This is a genomic window from Lysinibacillus phoenicis (assembly GCF_047238325.1).
Lineage (GTDB): Bacteria > Bacillota > Bacilli > Bacillales_A > Planococcaceae > Lysinibacillus > Lysinibacillus irui.
This window is the reverse complement of the sequence record NZ_JBDFMP010000002.1, coordinates 4,164,086-4,188,687: the sequence shown is the minus strand read 5'-3', so window position 1 is coordinate 4,188,687 and position 24,602 is coordinate 4,164,086. Positions and strand designations below refer to the sequence as shown.

Below are 24,602 nucleotides of genomic sequence, written 5' to 3'. Positions count from 1 at the left end.
CTTATTTAAAAAGTTACAATTTAGACTATTAATCTTTTCAAGCGATAAAAATAGAGGTAGCTTCCTACTTTCAAGCTACCTGCCTGTTTCATACTTGAATATCAATTGTATGTCCAGCTGTCGGATGTGGAGCATCTAACATTTCAACTAACTGCTCTGTGTTTTGTTGTTGCATCTCCATTGCCTGTTTCGTAACAGCTAAAGAAACGTTTTGCATAAGTGTTGCTTGATTCATTGCCATCGATAAAGCTGCAATATCCATCTAGTCCACCTCCTATCTAATTTATCGGACAAATATTTTAATCATCAAGCATTTTCTACAACTTTCTACATTACCTTCTGTAAAAATGAAAAAAACATCTACTGTCCTAACGACTAGACACAATAGATGTTTTTACATTACATTTTATTTTCAATTGTTCTCCAAGCTTCTTCAAAGCCAAGACCCGTTTCTGAAGAGAAGACAATTAGAGTATCGCCTTTTTCCATTTCCAATGTTTCTTTGACAATCTTTTTATGCTTATCCCATTTACCTTTTGGAATTTTATCTGCCTTTGTTGCAATCACAATACAAGGAATATTATAGTGCTTTAGGAAATCATACATCATGCGATCATCAGCCGTTGGAGGATGACGCAAGTCTATAATTTGTACAACTGCTTTTAATTCCTGACGCCCAGTAAAGTAGCGCTCTATCATTTTCCCCCAGGCTTCACGCTCAGACTTTGAAACCTTTGCATAACCATAACCCGGTACATCCACAAAAAACAATTGCTCTTCAATTTTATAAAAATTAAGGGTTTGTGTTTTACCAGGCTTAGAAGAAATACGTGCTAAAGCTTTACGGCCGATCATTCGATTAATGAAGGAAGACTTTCCTACATTCGAACGACCAGCTAATGCAAATTCTGGCAGTCCATCTTCTGGATATTGGTCTGGCCGTACCGCACTAATGACCATTTCGACGTTATGGACTTTCATTTTTCTAAAAACCTCCGTCCAGTGCATAGGCTAAAACTTCATCAGCCGATGACACTAGTTTAAATGTTAGTTGCTCACGTACACTGTCAGGAATATCCTCTAAATCACGTTCATTATCTTTTGGACATATGATTGTTGTTAAGCCTGCACGATGAGCACTTAATGTTTTTTCTTTTAGACCTCCGATTGGCAATACACGGCCCCGTAATGTAATCTCGCCTGTCATACCAACTTCACGGCGAATTGGGCGATGTAAAATAGCGGAGACAATAGCAGTTGCCATAGTAATACCTGCAGAAGGTCCATCTTTAGGTACAGCGCCTTCAGGTACATGGATGTGAATATCATGTGTATCGAAATATTCCGCATCCACATCAAGATCTTCCATTTTCGTGCGAACATAGGATAATGCTGTTTGAGCAGATTCCTTCATGACTTCCCCAAGCTTACCAGTAAGCTGTAACTTTCCTTTACCAGGTGTCAAGGATACTTCGATTTGTAACGTATCTCCGCCTACAGTTGTATAAGCAAGTCCAGTAGCGACACCGACTTGGTTTTCCTTTTCAGCCTGCCCATAACGGAATCGATGTTTACCGATTAACTCTTGTAGTGATTTTGAGCTAACAGTTACCCGTTTTTTCTCACCAGATACAATGATTTTGGCAATTTTTCTGCAAAGCGTTGCGATTTGTCGTTCTAAACCACGAACACCTGCCTCGCGCGTGTAATAGCGTATAATATCGATGACTGCTTCATCTTTAATCACTACTTGCGTTTTTTTCAATCCATGTTCTTTCAATTGCTTAGGGATTAGGTGATTTTTCGTAATTTGAGTTTTTTCAATTTCAGTATAACCTGCAATAGAAATAACTTCCATACGGTCTAATAATGGACCAGGAATACTACTCAAATCATTAGCTGTTGCAATAAATAACACATTTGATAAATCATATGGCTCTTCAATATAATGATCACTAAATGTATTATTTTGCGCAGGATCTAATACTTCTAGCATTGCTGCTGCAGGGTCGCCTCTAAAATCATTAGACATTTTATCAATTTCATCTAATAAAAATACTGGATTAATGGTACCTGCTTTTTTCATTCCTTGAATAATACGACCAGGCATTGCGCCAACATACGTACGTCTATGTCCACGAATTTCAGATTCGTCACGAACGCCGCCTAACGAAATTCGAATAAATTTGCGATCTAAGCTTTCTGCGATGGAACGAGCTAAAGATGTTTTACCTACCCCAGGAGGTCCAGCTAAGCATAAAATAGGTCCTCTCAGCGAATTTTTCAGCTGACGTACGGCTAAATATTCTAGAACACGTTCTTTCACTTTTTCTAACCCATCATGATCACGATTTAAAATATTCTCGGCATGTGTAATATTCATGCGATCTTCTGTTGCTTTTGTCCATGGTAGTGATATCAACCAATCAATATAATTGCGAATAACGCCGCTTTCTGCACTAGCGCTTGGCACTTTTTCATAGCGATCTAATTCTTTGAGTACAGCTTCTTTTGTTGAATCTGGCATACCTGCTTCATCGATACGCTTACGCAATTCTGCAACTTCTCCAGTTTTCCCTTCGCGATCGCCCAGCTCAGTTTGAATAGCCTTCATTTGTTCACGTAAATAATATTCCTTTTGCGTACGCTCCATGGACTGCTTTACTTTGGAATTAATCTTCTTTTCCAAATCCAATACTTCTTGTTCATCGTGCAAACGGATAATTAAGTGATCAAGACGTTTTTTAACACTTAGCATTTCCAATACTTCTTGCTTATCCGCAATCTTAAACGGTAAATGAGAAGCGATAATATCTGCTAGACGTCCAGGTTCTTCGATATCCGTTACAGTATTGATTGTTTCAGTTGTGATTTTATTGGAGGATTTTGCATATTTTTCGAAATACGTCAATAATGTACGCATCAATGCTAGCGTTTCTACATCTTTATCTACCGATTCCTCTTTAATGTCAATATCCACAACTGTATACTTGTCTAACGCCCGATAATTTTCCCAGGTAGCACGAGCAACCCCTTCTACTAAAATTCGCAGCGTACCATTTGGTAATTTTAGCATTTGTTTGACATATGCAATTGTACCAACGGAATATAAATCTTGCTCCTCAGGCTGTTCATCGTGCATTTCCTTTTGTGTCACCAATAAAATCATTTGGTCCTCTAACATCGCCTGCTCTAGCGCCGCTACAGAACGATTTCTACCCACATCAATATGTAACACCATCGATGGGTATACTAAAAGTCCACGTAAAGGCAATAATGGTACATTTGTTGTTTTTTGTATTGTCACCATGCGGGCATTCACCTCCGTCAAAATTTTCATGTTCACATCCCGCGCTACTAGTATGTGTTTAAAAAATTGATTCACACTAGTTATTGAAGCGAGCCAAAAATTTCTTCAAGTTACAATTAGCTTTATGTAGAAATGAATAAAAAGCTGACTGTCGATATGTGCGAATATTGCACAATCGAAGTCAGCTAATTACTCTCTATCTCACAACGGTAGACAGCCATATCTATTCGTTATGCTGAAGTTTTTGTATCGCTACCTTCATCGAGTTCAGTGCCATCTTCAAGAAGCAATTTCGGTTTTTCTTTATCCGTAATTGTTTTTGCTGTAATGATACATTTTTTTACGTCCTCACGTGAAGGCAATTCGTACATTACATCAAGCATTGTTGACTCAATAATTGAACGAAGACCACGCGCACCTGTTTTACGCTCAATTGCTTCTTTTGCAATTTCAACAAGAGCACCTTCATCAAATTCAAGTTCAACGCCATCTAGTTCAAGCATTTTTTGATACTGCTTGGCTAGTGCATTTTTTGGCTCCGTTAAAATTTGTACAAGAGCAGCTTCATTTAATTGCTCTAGACTCGCAAGTACAGGTAATCGACCAATGAACTCTGGTATTAGACCAAATTTCAGTAAATCCTCAGGAATCAGCTTTGACATGATAGAACCTTCATCTACGTCTACTTTATTCGGATCTGAACCGAATCCAATTACTTTTTCACCCTGACGGCGTTTAATGATCGTTTCAATACCATCAAATGCACCACCAACGATGAAAAGAATATTAGTTGTATCGATTTGTAAAAACTCTTGATGAGGATGTTTACGTCCTCCTTGTGGCGGAACACTTGCAACCGTTCCTTCTAAAATTTTAAGGAGTGCCTGTTGAACACCTTCGCCAGAAACATCACGTGTAATAGATGGATTCTCCGACTTACGTGCTACTTTATCGATTTCATCAATATAGATAATCCCTTTTTCAGCACGCTCAATATCATAATCTGCTGATTGGATTAACTTTAATAAAATATTTTCAACGTCCTCACCTACATAACCTGCTTCAGTTAGGGAGGTAGCATCCGCAATTGCGAATGGAACATTTAGTATACGTGCTAACGTTTGAGCTAATAAAGTTTTACCGCTACCAGTTGGGCCGATTAACACAATGTTCGATTTTGCTAATTCAACATCATCAATTTTACTATTCGTATTGATGCGTTTATAGTGATTGTAAACTGCGACTGCCAATGCCTTTTTAGCACGTTCTTGTCCAATTACATACTCATCTAGAATCGTTAGGATCTCTTTTGGTTTTGGAATATCTTGAAATTCGATTTCCTCTTCTACACCTAGTTCCTCTACAACGATTTCGGAACAAAGCTCGATACATTCATCACAAATATAAACACCTGGACCTGCAACTAATTTACGTACTTGTTCTTGTGGTTTTCCACAAAATGAGCATTTTAAATTGCCTTTTTCATCATTAAATTTGAACAATATGTTTCACCCCTATTCAAGCAACAATCTTACAAGATTATTGAACCTTTATCAAATAAATTGTCTGCATCATTTACGCCAAGGCATTCATGCATGTATAGATTATAACGCATCATCATGTTCTTTTCTTCATTTGCTTACCAAAGTATCCTCTAGGAACGTGTTTACTTCGTGACTTTACATGATTCTTTCGTATGGCACTTCACTTAGATTACACCAAAACCAACTATCCATCGTTATGAATCTACTACATTCATCTACCTAGGGTTTATTCATTCAAAATTAGTAATTTTATTATATATGACTTTTCTGAATGAAGTTTTTAGCATCGTATCAATTTCGCCTTAAATTGTACAGTGTCTAGGTTTTGAATTCCTTGACTCTGGCCATTGGCTTTATCTTCATTCAGTCGTCGTTTAACATACTAAAAAGCTTCTGTGCATACAGTTTACCATCTATTTAGATGGACATGTTTTGTACTTAACATTTTACATTCCGTACAAAACATCTGTTGAATGAAGATAAAAATTAAAACAATACTATGTATAAGTGAAGTATAAAGTGAAAAAAACTATAAGGGGACCATTTTTTAGAGTTTATGTGATAAAACAAGGCACGGTTTAATGCCGTACCTTGTTTTGTTTAGCTATCTAGTTACACAAATCTTATTCAGTAATTTTAGCGTTTTCTACTAAAAATTCAACTGTTTTTTGGATTTTGATGTCGTTTTCAAGTACTGCAGTACCACCTAAAGCACCTGTAATTTGATCTTTAGTCATATTGAATTGAGCAGCCATTTTTTCTAATTCTGCTTCAATATCTGCTTCAGTTGCTTCAATTTTTTCAGCTTCAGCAATCGCTTCAAGTGTTAAAGAGACACGTACACGGCTTTCTGCTTCTTCTTTCATTTGACCACGTAAGTCTTCTTCTGATTGACCAGAGAATTGATAGTAAAGGTCTAAGTTCATGCCTTGCATTTGTAAACGTTGACCAAATTCTTGTAACATACGATCAGTTTCAGAGTTAATCATACCTGCTGGCACTTCGAACTCAGCGTTTTCAGCAGCTTTTTCTACTAGCTCATCACGAAGAGCTGCATCTGATTCTGCTACTTTTTGAGCTGCAGTTTGTTCTTTAATTTTAGCACGTAAAGCTTCTACGCCTTCAACTTCTGGGTCAAGTTCTTTTGCAAATTCATCATTTAACTCAGGAAGAACTTTTGTTTTAACTTCTTTTACTGTTACTTTGAAAGTTGCTTCTTTACCAGCTAATTCTGCAGCATGATATTCTTCTGGGAATGTAACAACCACATCTTTAGATTCGCCAGCTTTCACGCCAACAAGTTGCTCTTCAAAACCAGGAATGAAAGAACCCGAACCGATTTCTAGTGGATAGTCTTCACCTTTACCACCTTCGAAAGCTTCTTCACCTACGAAACCTTCGAAATCGATAACAGCTGTATCACCTTCTACGATTGCTTCGTCTTCTTTAATTTCAAGCTCAGCTTTACGAGCTAATTGGTCTTGAATTTGAGCATCCACTTCTTCATCAGTTACTTCTACAGGAAGTTTAGATACTTCTAGACCTTTGTAGTCACCAAGCTTTGGTTCTGGTTTTACTGTTACTTGTGCAGTAAATGTGAAATCTTGACCATGTACAAAGTTTTCTGTACCAGAAATCTCTGGGTAATCAACTGGCATAATTCCAGCTTCATCAATTGCTTTTGCATAAGAATCAGGAACGATAATTTCTAATGCATCTTGGTATAGTGATTCGATACCAAAGCGTTGTTCAAACATTTTACGAGGCATTTTACCTTTACGGAAACCTGGTACGTTAATTTGTTTTACAACTTTTTTAAATGCTTGATCCATCGCTGCATCTACTTCTACAGCAGGTACTTCGATTGTAAGAGTACCGATATTACCTTCTTGTTTTTCCCATTTTGCTGACATGTATAAATACCTCCAAAATAAATAATCAAGTTTAGATGTTAGACAATTCATTCGTAACTACGATTTTGACAACCATTTTAGTATAACATAGATGTGTATAGTTTCAACTTATTTCATACCTAATGTAGTTCTGTTAGCTTTTCTAACATTTGTAAAAAGTCCATGATTTCATAGTCCATTTCTTGCACATTTCCTAGCATTGTTAAGACAAAATCAATATAACTATAAGCAACATCATCAGCTTGGAATGGATGCCACTCAAACGGATACGTTACAATGGCATGTTTCGCCATTAAATATTGTACCATTTCCAATGTCGTAGGGTCTTGCTCTAACTTCATTTCAATAATATTTTTTATTTCTCCATATTGCGGTAATTGATTAGGCAATACTAGATTGGCTGGATTCACGACTTTTGTTTGTTCAAATTTAGAAACTGTTATGTCTATGGCTACTTCCTGTTCCACTAACAATATTAATGCTAAGCTTTGTACAAAAGGATGAATCGTTGAGCATTCAATAATAGCCTTTAATGCCGTTTTTAATTGTCTTACATTGGTATCCATAAGGCGGTGTAAGCGAATGGATTGTTCATTTGGTGAAAGTGCACTAAATTTCGCAAGCTCATATTCTTGTTCCTCTATTAAATGTTGTGCATTTTCTCTCTTTTCTAGATTTCTAGACACTTCTCTATTCAAACTTTTTAATCGTTCAAATTTTTCAACTTGATCATGCGGCAATACATTTTCTTCAAGTAAAGTCGTTATTAACGTCTCCACTTGATGGTAATCTTTTAACTGCATGCATATGGTAATGTACAATTCCATCACTTCTACATACATTGACGTACCCATCGTAAATAGCTGCTCACATACATTTTTCGCTTTGTCATAGTCCTTTATTTCATATAAAGCAAAGGCATAGGCACTCAGCGCAAATTCATCTCCAGTTTCATATACAAATGCCTTTTCAAAACTCGCCACTGCCTTTTCATATTGATAATTCTCTGCAAACAAATGTCCTTCACGTATTAAAGTTTGGACAGCGCCTGGAAAAACAACAATATTGTCATGTTTAATGACATGACGCTTTCGTTTTGTCATTTTTCTCACCTCTTTATTTCTATTTTTTAATTCGGTTATTTACTAAAAAAATCCACAAGTTTCTTATTTTTAACAAAAAATCATTGCTTTTGGATTCATATTTTGTAATAAATTGTATTATAATTAGAATAATCTAAAATTTATTACAATGACAGACATCCCCTTTATTGTCTGTTTGAATAAAACCAAGTTCTTAACAAGGAGTGGAATCCATGCAATTACTAGATACAATTACTGAATTTAATCATTGTATCTCACCTGCATTCGAGGCATTATCGATTAAAGTCATTTCTTTTTCTACCACAAACGGACCGTTTCAAGATAAGCCGATAGAATTTGATTTTTTAACACGTACTAAAATTGATGTCTATACACAAGAAGCAAGTACCTATATTTTACGTATTCAAGGTTATATTCCAGGTTCTATTTCACTTGGTCACCAAAATGAATCACTCTGCATTATTCCTCAAAAAGTAAACATTGAATGTAACTACAAACTATTACATGTTGATAAAAAAGATATGCAGCAAATTTTACAGCATCCAGAACCAAATCATCATTACAGTGAATGGCTCATTGATGCTATAAAAAACACTCATATTCTTGTCGAGTTACAGACAAATCAGGACTCCCTTATTGAATGGCCAATTGGCATAAAATCAGCTGTCGTCCTCTAACGAGCCAAAGAGACATACTTAAATAGGTATGTCTTTTTTTGCGCTTAATTTAAGCTTTACCATTTTGTTGCGTTTCTATCATAACAACTTTCTATAGGTTCAGGAAATAATATTGTAAAAAATTCCGTTCAAGAGGGACGTTATGTTGCCGTTCTTTCTTTCCGAAGTTTCAAATTTGTCAATTCGAAATGAAAAGCGGCTATAATAATAGAAGAAAAATTATTATGGGGGCTTTTTCAAACATGACTATCAAAGAAACATTACAGTCTTTTTCTACAATGACACTTTCTGAACGCCAAACTTTTATGTCACAACACAGTGATTGGCTATTACAAGAAATGCTATCTCATATAGGCACAATCGATGCAGAATTACGGGATCAGTACATATATCGTACATTCATCGATTTACTGAGCGATAATTTAGTAAACCCGCAACAATTACAGTTTTTATTTGATACAGCAACTAGTGATGATTTCTTGTACTTACAGATAGGTAAAAAATCAACAGATAGCGTCTTTACTCGTTCATTTTCCGCTCTACTAGTTGCAGGTATTCTTGCAAAGGATGCAGAGTTATTGATTTTAAACAATGATCGTTTGCAAATTTTCTTTAAAAAAATCGGACGCTATTTATTATTAGAACAAGATACTAGAGGTTTCGTCCCAGATAAAGGATGGGCGCACAGCATTGCCCATGGTGCTGATTTAGCCTCAACGACCATTAAACACCCAAAATTCGATTTACAATATGCCCCTTCCATCTTACATGCTTTAAAGCTTGTCACTTGGAAAGACACCGTCTATGTCAATGATGAAGAGGAACGTTTAATTAACATAGTAGATGCATTATTAAATAAAAATTACTCCGAGGAAGCACTAATTGAATTTGTTGAACAAGCTTTTGATAAATTTGAAATGCACCTAATGATGCAAGGCTATAATGAAAGCTTTTTTAGCGGACGTACTTGCACATTAAACTTTATGAAAACATTGTATTTTTTCTTAAAAATGAATAATAAAGCTCCTCAATTACAAAACACAATTTATGGAAAGGTAGCCAAATGGCTGAAGCTTGGAGATTGACTGTCAATTTAAAAATTGCTGATTTACTACACATCCTTCTCCATAACATAAAAATTTTCTAAAACACCAGCAAACTAGGACTGCTCTTAGTTTGCTTTTTTACTTTTCGAGTAGAATATATCAAGTAAATATATGGATATTAAAGAAAACAAATTATTATATTAACATAATCAATATGATAAGACAGTTATTCCCTTTCCTCTCATTCCTTTGATTGAAAATTCATCCTAATGTTTCCACACACCTTCATTGCGACTACTCCTTTTTTAAAAAAAAGGCAACCCAAAAGTATTGAAAAGACCGATATTACGTTGATTTTATTACAAAACAGCGTCCAAAATGTGAAATGCAATTTTTCATAAAAAAAATTATTTACTTAGTTAAACATGAGGAATGCAGTATTTTCAACGTTTTCACAGTGTTTAATAATTAAAACCTTTAAATACCAATACTAAAATAACGATTTTTGTTCAAAAAATGTTCAAATTCAACACCTCTTTACTATCTTTTTCATAACAAAATTATGTTTTTTCTTAAAAACAGGGCGTATAATCCAATGTGCAAACAACGACACATTGTGACAATCGTCATTAGGCAAGTACGTATTTAAAACGATTGCACAATCATTAGTTTTGCTAACGCTTGCATCAGATCAATCAACACAAGATTTTATGTTTCATATTGAACCATGCCATTGTAAATTCTTATGTTGTTGATTGATACGCCAAGATAAAAGAGGTGACCTCAGTACCAACTATTTGTAAATGTGAGACTGACAAAAAACACATGAATTTTATGAATAGCCGTTCTATAGAAAGGAGTCAAACATGAAGAAAAAATTAAGTTTAATGTTTGTAGCTTTGAGTGCTCTTGCACTTCTTGCTGGATGTGAACCATTAACAGTGTTCAATCCAAAAGGACCAAATGCCGAAACATTATCAAACACAATTATTTTATCCATTATTACAATGGCCTTTATATTACTAGTCGTGTATGTGCTTTTAGCCTTTATGCTAACAAAATACCGTGCATCAAAAGCATCTGCAGATTATGAGCCTCCTCATGAAGAAGGAAGCCATCTTCTAGAAATTACATGGACAGTAATTCCAATTATTATCGTAGCATTCTTAGCTGTTGTGACAGTTAGAACAACTTCTACAGTAGAAGCTCAACCAGCAGGTTATGACGATAAGGAACCATTAGTTATTTATGCATCATCATCAAACTGGAAATGGCACTTTAGTTATCCAGAACAAGGTGTTGAAACAGTTAACTATGTAAACATTCCGGTGGATCGTCCAATCGAGTTCAAACTTTACTCATTTGGTCCTATTACAAGTTTCTGGATTCCTCAATTAGCAGGTCAAAAATATGCCATGAGTGATATGTTAACAACTATTCACCTTGCGGCAGATGAAGTTGGTTCATTTATGGGACGTAACTCTAACTTTAATGGACGTGGCTTTGCCGAAATGGAATTTGAAGCACAATCTATGACACAAGAAGACTTCGATAAATGGGTTGCTGATGTAAAAGCTAAAGAGGCACCATTAACTGAAGAAAAATTTGATGAGCTATTAAAAGCAGAGCACGTTGGTCGTCAAAGCTTCTCATCTACACACTTAGACTTCAGTCCAGCTCCAATGGAACATGGTAAAAACATGGATATGGATCATGGTGATATGTCTGAAGAAGACATGAATAGCGAACATTCAGGTCACTAATTTAACGTTAACTTCGAACGAATATTTACATTAATTTTTATTTCTGAAAGGAGCGCATCCAATGAGTATGGAAGAATTATTCCATCCAATGCAAGAACCGATGATTTTAGCGGCAGCTATTAGTATCGTAGTTGGTGCAGTGGTTATCGTAGCAGGCCTTACTTATTTTAAAAAATGGGGCTTTTTCTACAAAAACTGGCTATCAACTGTTGACCATAAAAAAATCGGGATTATGTATATCGCAGTAGCATTATTAATGCTATTCCGTGGTGGTATTGATGCACTATTAATGCGTGCACAAACAGCCGTTCCAGATAACGGACTTCTTGATGCACAACATTACAACGAGATTTTCACAACACATGGTTTATTAATGATTCTATTTATGGCGATGCCATTTGTTATCGGTTTAATGAACATTGTAATCCCACTACAAATTGGTGCACGTGACGTTGCTTTCCCACGTCTAAATGCTGTTAGCTTTTGGCTATTTGCAGCAGGTGCTGGTTTATTAAACTTATCTTTCATTATCGGTGGTTCACCAGACGCTGGTTGGACAGCCTACTTCCCTCTTGCAAGTACGGATTTTAGTCCTACTGTAGGGAATAACTATTATTCTTTAGCACTTCAATTATCAGGTATTGGTACATTAATGACGGGTGTTAACTTCATCACGACAATTATTAAAATGCGTGCACCTGGTATGACATTAATGAAAATGCCAATGTTTACTTGGTCAATTTTAATTACAAACGTTATTATCGTATTCGCGTTCCCAGTATTAACTGTAGCGCTTGCCCTAATGATGTTTGACCGTCAATTCGGCACAAAATTCTTTGCGATGCAAGACGGTGGTATGGATATGCTCTGGGCCAACCTATTCTGGGTTTGGGGACATCCTGAGGTTTATATCGTTATCCTACCTGCTTTCGGTATCTTCTCAGAAATCATTGCAACATTTGCACGTAAAAACTTATACGGCTACAAATCAATGGTTATGAGTATGGTTGTCATTTCTTTACTATCATTCTTAGTATGGGCCCACCACTTCTATACAATGGGTCATGGCGTAATGGTAAACAGTGTTTTCTCTATTACAACAATGGCAATCGCAGTTCCGACTGGTGTAAAAATATTTAACTGGTTACTCACAATGCGGCACGGGAAAATTCAATTTACAACCCCGATGCTTTATGCATTAGGCTTTATTCCTATCTTCACTATTGGTGGGGTTACAGGGGTTATGTTAGCAATGGCAAGTGCCGACTACCAATATCATAATACGATGTTCTTAGTTGCCCACTTCCACTATGTATTAATTCCAGGTACAGTGTTTGGTGTACTTGCAGGTTACCACTACTGGTGGCCAAAAATGTTCGGTTTCCGTTTAAACGAAAAATTAGGGAAAGCTGGTTTCTGGTTTATTGCTATCAGCTTCAACGTAACGTTCTTCCCATTATTCATTTTAGGTTTAGATGGTTATGCTCGTCGTATGTACACTTATTCAGAGTCTACTGGTTACGGCCCATTGAATATGCTTTCGTTCGTTGGTGCTCTAGGACTTGCAGTTGGCTTTGCATTGATCGTTTATAACATTTACTACAGCTGGAAACACATGCCTCGCAATGAAAAGGCAGATGTTTGGGATGGTCGTACACTTGAATGGGCTACTCATTCTCCAGTACCAGAATACAACTTTGCTGTAGTACCAACAGTTACTCGCTTAGATGAGTTTTGGTTCGCGAAAAAAGAAGGTCGCGATATTACAGCAGGTACAATTGAAAAAATTCACATGCCAAATAATACAGGCACACCATTCTGGATGAGTGGATTCTTCTTCCTTGCAGCATTCTTCGCTGTATTTAATCTATGGATTCCAGCCATCATCAGTATGCTTGGTGTATTTGGTTTCATGATCCATCGTTCATTCGAAAAAGATCATGGTCGTTACATTTCAGTTGAGGAAGTTATGGCAACTGAGAAAAGCTTGAGAGGTGATAAATAATATGAAAATCGATTCTTCACTTCCATTAGAATATAGTACAGAGGAAAACCGCCTAAAAATCTTTGGTTTCTGGGTTTTCCTTGGCGCCGAGATCGTGTTATTTGCCACACTATTTACAGTGTATTTCACACTTCATACACGTACAGGTAGTGGCCCAGATGGCGCTGAAATTTTCGAATTAACTCCAGTTCTGTGGGAAACATTCTTATTATTAACAAGTAGTTTCACAATTGGTCTTGGTGTTCATGCAATGCGTATTGGTCATAAAAAAGCAATGATGACATTCTTCATCATTACCCTTTTACTAGGCCTAGGCTTCTTAGCTATTGAGATTGATGAGTTTGTCACATATGTACACGAAGGCGCAACGATTCAAACGAGCGCATTCTTATCGTCATTAATGACTTTACTTGGAACGCACGGTGCCCACGTAACATTTGGTTTCTTCTGGGGCTTAGCTATTTTAATCCAAGTAGCTAAACGTGGTTTAAATCCACAAACAGCGAACAAAGCGTTTATCTTCTCATTGTACTGGCATTTCCTAGACGTTGTTTGGATTTTCATCTTCAGCTTCGTCTACTTGAAAGGACTGATTAGCTGATGAAGGAATTATTCCCAAAACAACATGTCATGGGCTTCGGCTTCTCATTATTATTGACAATTGTCGCTTTAGCCGTTGTAACCTTTGATATGAGTTATAAAATGGCATTCGCTATTTTACTAGTAACTGCCCTTGCACAAGCAACTGTACAATTAGTTTTATTCATGCACATTGGTGAATCTGAAGATAAGAAAACGTTATATACAACGATTTTATACTCAGTATTCGTAGGTGTTGTAACAATCATTGGTACATTATTCGCTATGATCTGGGGTTATAATTGATCCATTACGCCTTGGCGTAAAAAAGAAGCTGTCCCAACTATCGTCCTTATGCGATAAGTTGGTGACAGCTTTTTTGTTTTTCCCTTTATTCATTTATTAATTATAACGTTTACTACTAATATCAGTAGGAAAAATGTTGTTTTTTTAATAAAAATCTAGTACTTTTTTAACAATTTACGAAACTTTTCCTTTTCTAGCGCGTATAGTAGTAGATAGTGTTTTTTACCAAGAATAGGAGATGAAAGAAATGAAGAAAGTTTTTAAAGTATTAGCAGTTGGAACACTAGCATTGACACTTGCGGCTTGTAACTCAAGCGCTACCCCTACGAAAGACACAACGAAAACAAGCAAGCTTACTTTAGAGCAAGTGTATGACAAAGCGGTGGACCGCCAGGCTGACATTAAAAGTGCGAGTGCCAAAATGGACATGACACAGGTGACAAAGGTTGGATCTGGAGAAGAGGCAATGGAGTTTTCTATCGACTCTAATATGGAAATGGACATCATTGTTGACCCACTTGCAATGCATTTATCAGGGTCTATGTCGATGCCAGATATGATGAGTGAAGGTGAAGAAACAACGGACATGCCAATGGAAATGTATATGAAAAAAGATACTGGCCTGTTTATGAAAGATACGACAACTGATAGCTGGATGAAGCTTCCTGATGAAAACTTTGAAGCAATTTTAGATCAAACAGCTGCTTCTGCAGATGCGAAAGAACAACTAGAACAACTAAAAAAATTCATTGGTGATTTTTCATTTGAACAAACAGATGATGAATATGTTCTTACATTAGAAGCAAAAGGCGATAAATTTAAAGAGCTAATTGATTCTGAAATTAATAAATCGATGCAAGATATTGGGTTAGAGGAAAACCCGCTGGATCAATTAACAATTGAAAAAATCAACTATGTACTTCATATCGATAAAGAGACTTTCGATACAAACAAAATGGATATGAATTTTGATTTAAAAATGGCAGTAGAAGGTGACGAATTAGTAATGAATACAAAATCAGTCGTTACTTATACTGAATTTAATCATCTAAAAACTATCGATATTCCTCAAAGCATTATAGATAACGCTCAAACAATCCAATAAAATAAAGAACCTGCTTGTTTTCGAATACAAGCAGGTTCTTTTTATGCCGTCTATTTAATAATTACTTTCTCTATACTAGCGAACTAGTAAGACATCACATAGAGCATGGCGTACAATCTTTTCGGCAACGGATCCTAGCATCATCTTTTCCATACGGTTTAATCCAGTCGCGCCACAGACGATTAAATCAACATTCGGTAATTGTGTTAAAATACCCTTCGGTGAACCTGTTTCTACTATTGATTCCACCTCGTTGACACCTAATTGTAACGCCTCTTTTTCTAGTTTTTCCATTTTAAGCATATTTTCTTTCTTTAATTCCTCTGCATATTTTAAATCATAAGCAGATACCGCTCCAAACGATTTCGTATCAATTACGTTCACCAATTGTAAAATAGCCTGATGCTGTATTGCTAAATGATTTGCTCTGTCGAATGCTTTGAGTGATTGCTCTGAGAAATCAATTGCGACAGCGATTTTAAGATAATTAGCCATGTTAGTCCTCCCATTCACTTATCTTCCATGTTTTCACAACTATTATATCACAACGGTGTTCGATAGAGCTTATCGTCACGAGATTGTGGATTTCCACGACCATCCGTATTATTGCTTATAAAATAAAGGTATCCTTCCTCCACAAAAACATCCCGAATTCTACCAAATTCAGTAAAAAGCTCATCTTGTTTATTGTTTGTCACATCGAACTGTAACACAGCTGAGCCTCTTAGTGCTGCAACATATAATTGATTATTGACGATGGCCATACCCGATGGTGCCCATGTTTTAGAAGCACCCGATGTATAGAGTGGTGTTATCATACCTTGCTGTTGGTCCATTCCTTCAATGATTGGCCAACCGTAATTTTTTCCTTTTTCAATCAAATTAATTTCATCATTTGCTGAATTGCCATGTTCACTTGCATACATTGTCCCATCCGCTGCCCATGCCATGCCTTGTGGATTTCGATGTCCATAACTATATACATACGATTTTGGAAAAGGATTATCGTTTGGTACGGAGCCATCCAAATTGATGCGTAAAATCTTCCCTTCTAGGGCATCCAAATTCTGTGCTAAGGATGGTTGTGTCGCATCTCCAACCGTAGCATACAGCTTACCATCAGGACCTATTTGCAAACGACCACCATGATGATAGGTACCACTTCTAATGCGATCAATAATGAGATCCGTCTCTTGCCACCTATTATCGCTCAACGTTAATGTCACAATGCGATTAAACTGTTCCGATCCCTCGACATACGTATAATAGGCATAGGCAACCTGTGCTGTAGAAAAATTAGGTGCTAGTACAAATCCCAACAATCCGGCCTCTGGCGCTGTTGAGAGCTCTTTCTTTAGCATGACCTGTTGCCTATCCACAGCCCCTTCCTCAATCTTCACAATATTTCCCGGCCTTTCAGCTATATAAAAAGCAGTTCCACTTTTTTGAATAGACCATGGTGTTTGCAATTGATCTGCTACTATCTCAGCAGTTGAATTGGTTGTGAGTTTAGAACGCGTGTCTTCGTTATCAGGCCTTTTATGCTCCTTATCTTTGATTGAAGTACAAGCAACACATAAAACTATTAGTAGCAGGAAAAATGGCATGAGTTGTTTCATTGTTTATCATCCTTTCCTTGATATTCTAGCGATACGTTATAAAAATAGAAAAAGACGTCATCTAGACGCCTCTTTTATTACCTTTTATACTATCAAACATAATTATTTCACCATATGCTTTTGTTTTTTCTAATACTTCAAGATACGCTTCTTTCCGATGGATGAGTCGTTCTTGTTGCAATTTTTGATGGGAATGTTGAAAATCATCAATAGCTACTTTGTCCATAAACTCACCTCTTATAGTAGTATAGAATATCACTATTATAATATTGGAAAATTCTTACGACAATTCTATTTCTATTTTTGATTACAAGTTCCCAATCAGAAAAAGGATAAAAGACATAAAAATGTTGTTAATAGCTATTCAAATTTATCTAGCTAATGCAGGAAATAAGGCAGCACTTTCTCTTCTACTGCTTGTTCTCCTGCCTGAATCCATCTACTTTTATCATGAATGTGTCCATCTGTATCAAGTGGTGTTTGGAATTGGCTAGCACCAGTTGCGTCTAGTAAAGATCCCTCGTCATAATCTAAGCCAATATTGGCAACATGCTTAATGACAAACGGCTTTTGAAAACGAATTTGGCAATCTTCATTATCAAGTTCTCCAGATGTTACGATGAAGGGGACGCGTAAATATATAGTTTCGCCCGCTTCTTTCCATAATACCGAATCGAAACTGCCTTTATAATACTCCCAATTACCTCCGATTGTAAAACCACGATCGGCAATTTTATCTCGTAAATAACCAAAACCAATCTCTTTCCCAACAATTTTTGAATCAAACTGTAACAATTTGCACTCTCCTCCTTTCACTCAATAAAAGTCTAACCTAAAAGGTGGAATTACAAACTTGCTATGTACTAATTAAAAATTGGTGAATGAACACTATCAAAAAATCTCGAAGCTTGATAGATCAAAGCTTCGAGACATTCTAAAATTTTTATAGAGGAACCGAAATATTGCGGTTTAAAACATATTTAGCTGCTTCTATATACTCCGTAACAGCTCTTTGACTTATATCAGCAGTTGGAACAATGCTTTCAAAGCCATGATAGCATCCAGGATATAAGTGGAATTCTACATCTACTCCTGCCTGGCATAACTTTGTGACATATTGTAAAGTCTCATCACGGAATGGATCTAATTGACCAACACATGTATACGTAAACGGTAAACCTGATAGATCTTCTGCTCTAGCTGGAGCGGCATATTGAGACACATTAGCACTGCCGTTTTCTCCATTCAAATACATTTCCCATCCCTTTTGATTAAGATCATGGTTCCAAATCATATGCCCAGTAATTTCTAATGAGGATGGTGTATTATTACGATCATCTATCATTGGATATAGAGGCATTTGGAAGCTAAGCTTTGGATAGTTACGATCACGAGTAAGTAATGCAAGGGCAGCTGTTAGCCCTCCACCAGCACTTGCGCCTGCAATGCCTAGACGATTAGGATCGATTCCTAGTTCATCTGCATGATCCGCTACCCATTTTAATGCGGAATAACAATCTTCCAGCGGTGCAGGATATGGGTGTTCAGGTGCAAGTCTGTAGTCTACAGATACAACGACACATTTTGCTTCATTGACAAAGCGCTGACATAGTAAATCATCCCCCTCCGGAGCACCTAACACATACCCACCACCATGAATCCATAGCAGCCCTGGGTAAATCTCATTTTGCTCTTTTGGCTTATAAATTCTAACGCGCAGTGAATCATGATGATCAGCAGGCCCCTGAATCATTTTATTCTCAACTGCAATATGTTCATCTATTGGTGCTGGTACGGCAACTGCCGCCATTCCCTCTCGTGTAGCCTGTACATTGTCTAAATCTAAAGGGGGAAATAAAGCTAATGTTTCTTTTAGTTCTGGATTAATTCGATGTTCCATTCTGATCCATCCTCTCTTATTTAGCTATTTTTCAAGAAGTTAATCCGCCATCAATAGTTATGACAGCGCCGTTTACATAGGAAGCTTCTGGTGAAATTAAGAAAGCGATTACATTTGCAACTTCAATAGGGTCCGCTAATCTTCGCAATGGCCCATTTTCTTCTGGGCTTGATGCTAATCCCTTTGTCATGTTTGTCATCACACCACCAGGACAAATTGCATTAACCCGAATACCACTTGGTCCATATTCAATAGCAGCTGTTTTCGTTAGCCCAACAACACCGTGCTTACTAGCTGCATAGCCACCTAAATAGGGTTGTCCTTGTATACCTGCTGCTGATGCGGTATTGACAATAACACCTGACTGTTGTTGCTCCATTTCTTTCAACACATACTTTAAACCTAAAAAAGCCCCTTTAAGATTGACCGAAATTACTCGATCAAACGTCTCTTCATCTAAATCTCCAAGAAGTGCTGGAGGGCTTAAAACACCTGCATTATTAATAAAGGCATCAATCCTGCCAAATGTTTCTTTTGCAGCGTCCACATACTTTTTGACATCTTGGCTTTTTGCCACATCAGCTTGGACAAAAATTGCGTGTTGTTGATGTTTCTTCACTACGCTTAATGTATCTTGACCATTTTTTTCATCAAAATCTACTAATACTAAAGCCTTGTCCTTTTTTGCAAGTAGTTTAGCAGCCTCTCTGCCTATACCACTTCCGGCACCTGTAATAATGACTACTTGTTGCTCCATATTTATATATGCTCCTCTCTCTCAAACTATGATATCGATTTTAATTTCATTAGCTTAAAGCCCTCATAATGGTTTTGAGCAACTTCATTGCACCGTTTTGTATAATAATCAAATCCTCCAAGATAGATTAAAAAACTTCGAGGTTTCCCTTCAATATTAGCTCCTGTATACCAGGAATCACCTTTGACGTATAGTGTTTCATTAGCAATCTCTCTACAATGCTTGCTCCATGCTATTTCTGCTTCCTCAAAGGGTTCCATTATTTCAATGTCGTGTTCACGTAAGTAGTTAATGCATTGTGCAATCCATTCTACATGCTGTTCAATAGCGACTGGCATATTCACAAGTACAGAAGGGCTTTCTGGTCCCGTTATCATAAATAAATTTGGAAAACCAGCTGTTGTAAGTCCGAGGTAGGTTTGAACAGATGCACCATTCTCCCATTTTTCTTTCAGTGTCACGCCACCCCTTCCCCGAATATCAATTTTAAATAACGGCCCCGTCATACCATCATAGCCAGTAGCAAAAATGATGATATCTAAATCGTACTGATCGTCGGATGTCTGAATACCTGTTTCGGTTATTCGTTGAATAGGTGATGCTTTCACATCCACAAGTAAAACATTATCTCTGTTATAGGTTTCAAAATAATCGCTATCTAAAACTTGTCTTTTTGTCCCATACATATATGTAGGACATAATCTTTCAGCTACAATTGGATCTTTGACAGTTTGACGTATTTTGGAGCGAATAAATTCCGCTGCTTGTTCATTGGATTGTTCATTCGTTAACAAATCATGATAAGTCACTGAGAAGGCAAAGCCACCTTGTGCCCAAGCCTCTTCAAAAACCTCTAGCCTTCTATCATCACTATCCTCCATGGCAGACTGCTGATTTTGTGCAAAGGGTGTACCCGAAACAGAATTTCTCATCGCATGCTTTAACGTTTCGAAGTTTTGCTTTGTTTCTTTTATAAAGTCGTTATCATATGGATGATTACGGGCTGGGATCGTGTACTGTGGCGTCCGTTGGAATACGGTTAAATGTGCTGCTTCTTTTGCTATAACAGGTATTGCTTGAATGCCACTTGAGCCTGTCCCAATAATCCCTACTCGTTTTCCCTTAAAGTTAACTTTTTCATGTGGCCAATGCCCAGTATGATACCATTTTCCGTGAAATTGTTGTAACCCTTGAATGTTAGGAATATTAGCAGCAGATAAACAACCTATTCCTGTTATAAAGTACTTTGTTAAAATCTGCTGTCCATCATTTAAATGAATGAGCCATTTATTCTGTTCCTCATCAAAATGTGCTGCATGGACACGTGTGTTGAATTGGATACTTTCTCGTAACTGAAAACGATCTGTCACATAATTTAAATAGCGCAATATTTCTTCTTGTTCTGGGAATCTAGATGTCCATGTCCATTCTTCATATAATTCCTTTGAGAAAGTATAATTGTAATAGATGCTTTCGATATCACACCTAGCACCAGGATAACGATTCCAATACCATACCCCTCCTACACCATCTCCAGCCTCATATACAATGGTAGAAAAACCATTACTCCTTAGCTGATGTAACATATACAAGCCCGCAAACCCTGCACCTAAAACAACTGCGTCCACCTCGTTGACTGTTTGACTCCCCAAATTTTGTGCCCCCTCATCTTCATAATTTACTTAATACGAACTAAGAAAATAATGGATTTTCTTAACTTAAATACTACAACTTACAGAATATATTGAAAATTCCTTATTTTAAGGGTAGTATATACCTAAAAAAGGGGATAAATCATGTCCAATCTTTATACCATTCAAAAACGTTTCGACACGATCCAAAGTTTTGCTAATCATGAAGAGTTGTTGATACACATTTTGCAGGTATATTTAGATTCTTTTCCTCTCAAGGATGCCTATTTATTAAGGTATTCTCCAATAGGCTTTGTAGCTGAAGGTATAATTTTTTTGAATGAATCTGGTGGTAGTCATATCGGTGAAATTCGAGAAGAAATTCGTAGTTTTCCTATTATTTACTCTGCTATCGAAGATAAGAAAGCTAAATTTTGTACAGGTATCGATTATTTAAAGAATATTAGTATTAAATATTCTATTCACTCGCAAAATAATTCGTTTTTAATTGTCCCCATTTTTATAGGTCAATATGTTTTTGGATATATTTGTAGTACACAAATGGAGGAAGGGACTACTATAACGGAAAAGATCTTAGAAGACTTAACGACCTTTGGGAACATTATTGGTCAGCTTTTCATTCAAGCAAGAAACGGTAAAAAAGAAGTCTCACTTAGCAAAAGAGAGCTTGAGGTAATGCGACAGGTAGCAATAGGAGAAAGTACGAAGGAAATTGCAGGTTTTATGAATCTTAGTGAATTAACTATTACTCAATATGTTAAATCTGCTATCAAAAAATTGCATGCTAAAAATCGCTCTCACGCCATTAGCATTCTTTATCAGGAAGGCATCCTTCTATAAAAATAAGGGGAGCTAGTTACTCCCCTTATTTTTATTAACTTTTATATTCAAATTGAGTGTCAGGAACTCTATCAAAATAAATAATTTCTAATGAGAAAAAAATCTTCCTTTTAAAGTGGTTCATGCATATGGTCAATGAGTTCAATCGATCTCCGTTTCCATCATATTCCGACTCAAAAAAGGTGATTAAACAAGTTAATCACCAGACGTGCCGTAATCCTTGATGGATATAGTAACATCACATGTAATTGGAACTTCACTAAAAATTTGATCCCAATCTTTTTTTACTTTTTTCCATACCTTTGGATACTCAATTCTCAATTTATTGCCAAACCCTGCAACATCCGTCTGATATTCTTGTTGCAACTTATCCAATGTTTTCATCACTAAACGTTCAATTTCTTTCTCGATTATTTTCTCTGCTTTTTTCAAAAATTGATTATTAAATGTTTTGTCTGCTAGTACCCAATGCTCCGCTATTCTGCCTTCGGAATTTATTTTGATTGTAAAAGAAATACGATCCCCTTCAACATGCGGGATAATCTTAGTTTTCAAAGACAATATTTCATATACGATAGGGGAATTCGACGCTTCATCAAAACCCTTTACTAAGCCTCCCTTTCCTTCACCCGTAATCCATGCAATACCCTCTAAGTCACTTTCATTTAAAAAACCTTTTAGTTTTTTGGATTTCCCTTCAATGACCGCAGCTCCTGAAAATTTTACTTCCTCATCTTCTACCACCACATTTTGTAATAAGAAGCTAGAATGTGAATACAGTTTCCCTTCTAATTTAGCTATCGTCATAGGAGGCAAAATCTTTGTCGTTCGTTCGTGTCCACGCATCATTTCTACCAATTGAAAGGCTGGAATTTTAGTTGGTTCATTTGTTTCAAGCACCTGCCTTGCTTGCCCCTGAGCAATTAGCAATATTCCGCTTGGTCGTATTTCCAACTCTCTTAGAAAAAAATCCAACGTTTGTTGCAAGTTGATAGTACTTGCAAGGTCCTCTCCAATCACAATCACTTTGGAATGTTCAGCAAAAGCACGTTTATCAATCTTTAACACCATATTCCGTAGTGTAGGCAAAACGGCATCTCCTGTTTCCGAAACGTTTTTGTAGGCTTTCTGATGTATTGGCCCTGTTTTGGTACCCGTAGAAGTTGTCTCTGAAGTGACAAGTTGATTCGTGACCGTAAGCAGCTCTCTATTAGCATATCTAGCCTCTTGTTGCTCTTCTGACGTAACGTCCCCAGTTTCTAAATCCAAGGACGTACCTACAATTAGCCCTAAGTCTTCAATCTCTTTACTACTCCAGCAGCCTGTGAGAAGTAGGGCAACCATCATCACTAGTAAAAGATGCACATATCGAAGAGTTCGCTTCATGTTTTATGTCCTCTCAGTTTTGATATAAGGAGTAAGGTTATAGGGATTACGCCAAATAAAATTAATGCAACATTGCCAATTTTATCTCCAAATTTAAACAGTTCATTAATATTCTTTGGCGTCATAGCAATGATATAAATAACAGGCAATAAGCCATATAGGAAAGGATGTATAGTTTTGTTAAAAAGCTGAGCTAATCCTAAGGCAGCAGCATAATAAGTAATCGTAAAGGTCGCAAATATTTGCATAATCCATATGACAAGCAAAAATGATTCAAAGCGTTCAAAAATTAAGCCAGGAATTTCAAAACTTCTCATTAGTTCAATTGTTGGCCATGTCCTTGTCACTACCCCATCAATAGATAGAGCACCTATCACCATCACGACAGTAATGACATAAAAAAGTAAAGGTACTGTGATGCCAACTAAAACTACCTTAATCGCTTTCGATTTATCTGATGGATACATAAAAGCAACTAGCAACAGCATAATTTCAGGTCCTAAAAAGGCTAATGTAGCTGTTTTTACACCTTTTAACATCGGTACTAATCCTAAACCTAATACGGGTCTAAGATTATCAATCTCAAATATGCCTATGCTTAAAAAAGCAACTAGTAAAAAAATAACAAAGGTTATGGGGAAAATGATTTCGAATAATCGTGCGATTGAATTGATGCCACTACTAATCAAATACAGCCCAACCCATAAGAAGGGTAAAATAATGGCCCATGTTGGCGTTCCCTCCAATAAAAAGAGGGAGGTCACTTCAGCCATTATCCGAACCTCAAATGCAGAAATAGTAAAAAAATAAACAATGACACAGGAGCTAATCAACCAGCCTAGCCATTGGCCAACAATGTCTTGAGTATATTGATAAAAAGTTTTATCTGAATATTGTTGACTAAGCTTGACAATGATAACGCCCGCTATCATTGCGACGATGCCACCTAAAAAAACACTTATCCAAACATCTGGCGTTTTCACCTTCTCTACCGATGCACGAGGTAAGGTAAGAATCCCAGTTGCTAGAATATAGTTAATAATAATAACAACTGCTTGTGACGTTGTTATTTTATCTTTTGAACGATCGGACATGGC

The 24,602-nt window shown here is 36.7% G+C and carries 23 protein-coding genes; 8 read left to right on the top strand and 15 right to left on the bottom strand.

The annotated features are described in order from the left end of the window. Positions 1 to 88 precede the first annotated feature (88 nt). From ABC382_RS22400 to ABC382_RS22375, 6 genes are all read right to left on the bottom strand, one after another. The gene (locus tag ABC382_RS22400; protein ID WP_081011007.1) at positions 89 to 262 is read right to left on the bottom strand and encodes a YjfB family protein; all 174 of its coding nucleotides are present in this window, start codon (positions 260 to 262) and stop codon (positions 89 to 91) included. Positions 263 to 399: 137 nt separating this feature from the next. Next, a complete protein-coding gene (gene yihA / locus ABC382_RS22395; RefSeq protein WP_274793959.1) occupies positions 400 to 981 on the bottom strand; it encodes a ribosome biogenesis GTP-binding protein YihA/YsxC in 582 nt (193 codons plus the stop codon). Between the two features lie 4 nt (positions 982 to 985). Continuing rightward, complete coding sequence (gene lon, locus ABC382_RS22390; protein WP_312506783.1) at positions 986 to 3,310, bottom strand: endopeptidase La; 2,325 nt, start codon at positions 3,308 to 3,310, stop codon at positions 986 to 988. 230 nt (positions 3,311 to 3,540) lie between these two features. Further along, entirely contained in the window at positions 3,541 to 4,812 is a 1,272-nt protein-coding gene (clpX, locus tag ABC382_RS22385; RefSeq protein ID WP_274793960.1) for an ATP-dependent protease ATP-binding subunit ClpX, read from the bottom strand. Positions 4,813 to 5,477: 665 nt separating this feature from the next. Then, the gene (gene tig, locus ABC382_RS22380; protein ID WP_274793961.1) at positions 5,478 to 6,767 is read right to left on the bottom strand and encodes a trigger factor; all 1,290 of its coding nucleotides are present in this window, start codon (positions 6,765 to 6,767) and stop codon (positions 5,478 to 5,480) included. A gap of 119 nt (positions 6,768 to 6,886) precedes the next feature. Then, positions 6,887 to 7,870: a hypothetical protein gene (locus tag ABC382_RS22375; RefSeq protein WP_412927113.1), complete on the bottom strand. Its 984-nt coding sequence runs from the start codon at positions 7,868 to 7,870 to the stop codon at positions 6,887 to 6,889. Between the two features lie 212 nt (positions 7,871 to 8,082). Here ABC382_RS22375 and ABC382_RS22370 point away from each other — a divergent pair, with 212 nt between their 5' ends. The 7 genes from ABC382_RS22370 to ABC382_RS22340 all read left to right on the top strand — a co-directional run bounded on the left by ABC382_RS22370 (position 8,083) and on the right by ABC382_RS22340 (position 15,351). After that, the gene (locus ABC382_RS22370; protein ID WP_412927112.1) at positions 8,083 to 8,547 is read left to right on the top strand and encodes a hypothetical protein; all 465 of its coding nucleotides are present in this window, start codon (positions 8,083 to 8,085) and stop codon (positions 8,545 to 8,547) included. Positions 8,548 to 8,789: 242 nt separating this feature from the next. Continuing rightward, positions 8,790 to 9,632: a DUF2785 domain-containing protein gene (locus tag ABC382_RS22365; protein ID WP_412927111.1), complete on the top strand. Its 843-nt coding sequence runs from the start codon at positions 8,790 to 8,792 to the stop codon at positions 9,630 to 9,632. An 827-nt stretch (positions 9,633 to 10,459) separates the two neighbouring features. Further along, positions 10,460 to 11,356, top strand: a complete 897-nt coding sequence (gene qoxA / locus ABC382_RS22360) for a cytochrome aa3 quinol oxidase subunit II (protein WP_322611650.1) — start codon at positions 10,460 to 10,462, stop codon at positions 11,354 to 11,356. 61 nt (positions 11,357 to 11,417) lie between these two features. After that, on the top strand, positions 11,418 to 13,361 hold the full coding sequence (qoxB, locus tag ABC382_RS22355; RefSeq protein ID WP_312506772.1) for a cytochrome aa3 quinol oxidase subunit I: 1,944 nt from the start codon (positions 11,418 to 11,420) through the stop codon (positions 13,359 to 13,361). A gap of 1 nt (position 13,362) precedes the next feature. Further along, entirely contained in the window at positions 13,363 to 13,962 is a 600-nt protein-coding gene (qoxC, locus tag ABC382_RS22350) for a cytochrome aa3 quinol oxidase subunit III (protein WP_274793967.1), read from the top strand. Next, on the top strand, positions 13,962 to 14,246 hold the full coding sequence (qoxD, locus tag ABC382_RS22345; protein WP_274793968.1) for a cytochrome aa3 quinol oxidase subunit IV: 285 nt from the start codon (positions 13,962 to 13,964) through the stop codon (positions 14,244 to 14,246). Before qoxC ends, qoxD begins: the two co-directional genes overlap by 1 nt. A 247-nt stretch (positions 14,247 to 14,493) precedes the next feature. Continuing rightward, complete coding sequence (locus ABC382_RS22340; protein ID WP_412927109.1) at positions 14,494 to 15,351, top strand: DUF6612 family protein; 858 nt, start codon at positions 14,494 to 14,496, stop codon at positions 15,349 to 15,351. Positions 15,352 to 15,426: 75 nt separating this feature from the next. Here the strand turns inward: ABC382_RS22340 and ABC382_RS22335 are convergent, their stop codons facing one another. From ABC382_RS22335 to ABC382_RS22305, 7 genes are all read right to left on the bottom strand, one after another. Further along, positions 15,427 to 15,846, bottom strand: a complete 420-nt coding sequence (locus tag ABC382_RS22335; protein ID WP_274793971.1) for a universal stress protein — start codon at positions 15,844 to 15,846, stop codon at positions 15,427 to 15,429. Positions 15,847 to 15,893: 47 nt separating this feature from the next. Further along, entirely contained in the window at positions 15,894 to 16,970 is a 1,077-nt protein-coding gene (locus ABC382_RS22330) for a PQQ-dependent sugar dehydrogenase (RefSeq protein ID WP_412927107.1), read from the bottom strand. Positions 16,971 to 17,031: 61 nt separating this feature from the next. After that, entirely contained in the window at positions 17,032 to 17,196 is a 165-nt protein-coding gene (locus tag ABC382_RS22325) for a hypothetical protein (protein WP_274793973.1), read from the bottom strand. A 152-nt stretch (positions 17,197 to 17,348) separates the two neighbouring features. Then, positions 17,349 to 17,765, bottom strand: a complete 417-nt coding sequence (locus tag ABC382_RS22320) for a YugN family protein (protein ID WP_274793974.1) — start codon at positions 17,763 to 17,765, stop codon at positions 17,349 to 17,351. A gap of 148 nt (positions 17,766 to 17,913) precedes the next feature. Then, on the bottom strand, positions 17,914 to 18,870 hold the full coding sequence (locus tag ABC382_RS22315; RefSeq protein WP_412927106.1) for an alpha/beta hydrolase: 957 nt from the start codon (positions 18,868 to 18,870) through the stop codon (positions 17,914 to 17,916). 31 nt (positions 18,871 to 18,901) lie between these two features. Further along, positions 18,902 to 19,633 (bottom strand): SDR family NAD(P)-dependent oxidoreductase, encoded by a 732-nt coding sequence (locus ABC382_RS22310; RefSeq protein ID WP_274797360.1) that lies wholly within the window; start codon positions 19,631 to 19,633, stop codon positions 18,902 to 18,904. A gap of 20 nt (positions 19,634 to 19,653) precedes the next feature. Continuing rightward, positions 19,654 to 21,279 carry a flavin-containing monooxygenase gene (locus ABC382_RS22305; protein WP_322606151.1) on the bottom strand — a complete coding sequence of 542 codons (1,626 nt, stop codon included), beginning with the start codon at positions 21,277 to 21,279 and terminating at the stop codon, positions 19,654 to 19,656. Positions 21,280 to 21,423: 144 nt separating this feature from the next. Here ABC382_RS22305 and ABC382_RS22300 point away from each other — a divergent pair, with 144 nt between their 5' ends. Further along, positions 21,424 to 22,119 (top strand): response regulator transcription factor, encoded by a 696-nt coding sequence (locus tag ABC382_RS22300; protein WP_274793977.1) that lies wholly within the window; start codon positions 21,424 to 21,426, stop codon positions 22,117 to 22,119. Between the two features lie 195 nt (positions 22,120 to 22,314). Here the strand turns inward: ABC382_RS22300 and ABC382_RS22295 are convergent, their stop codons facing one another. Beyond that, positions 22,315 to 23,505 carry a Ger(x)C family spore germination protein gene (locus ABC382_RS22295; RefSeq protein ID WP_274793978.1) on the bottom strand — a complete coding sequence of 397 codons (1,191 nt, stop codon included), beginning with the start codon at positions 23,503 to 23,505 and terminating at the stop codon, positions 22,315 to 22,317. Next, the gene (locus ABC382_RS22290) at positions 23,502 to 24,599 is read right to left on the bottom strand and encodes a spore germination protein (RefSeq protein WP_407134068.1); all 1,098 of its coding nucleotides are present in this window, start codon (positions 24,597 to 24,599) and stop codon (positions 23,502 to 23,504) included. The genes ABC382_RS22295 and ABC382_RS22290 overlap by 4 nt, the downstream gene beginning before the upstream one ends. Positions 24,600 to 24,602 lie beyond the last annotated feature (3 nt).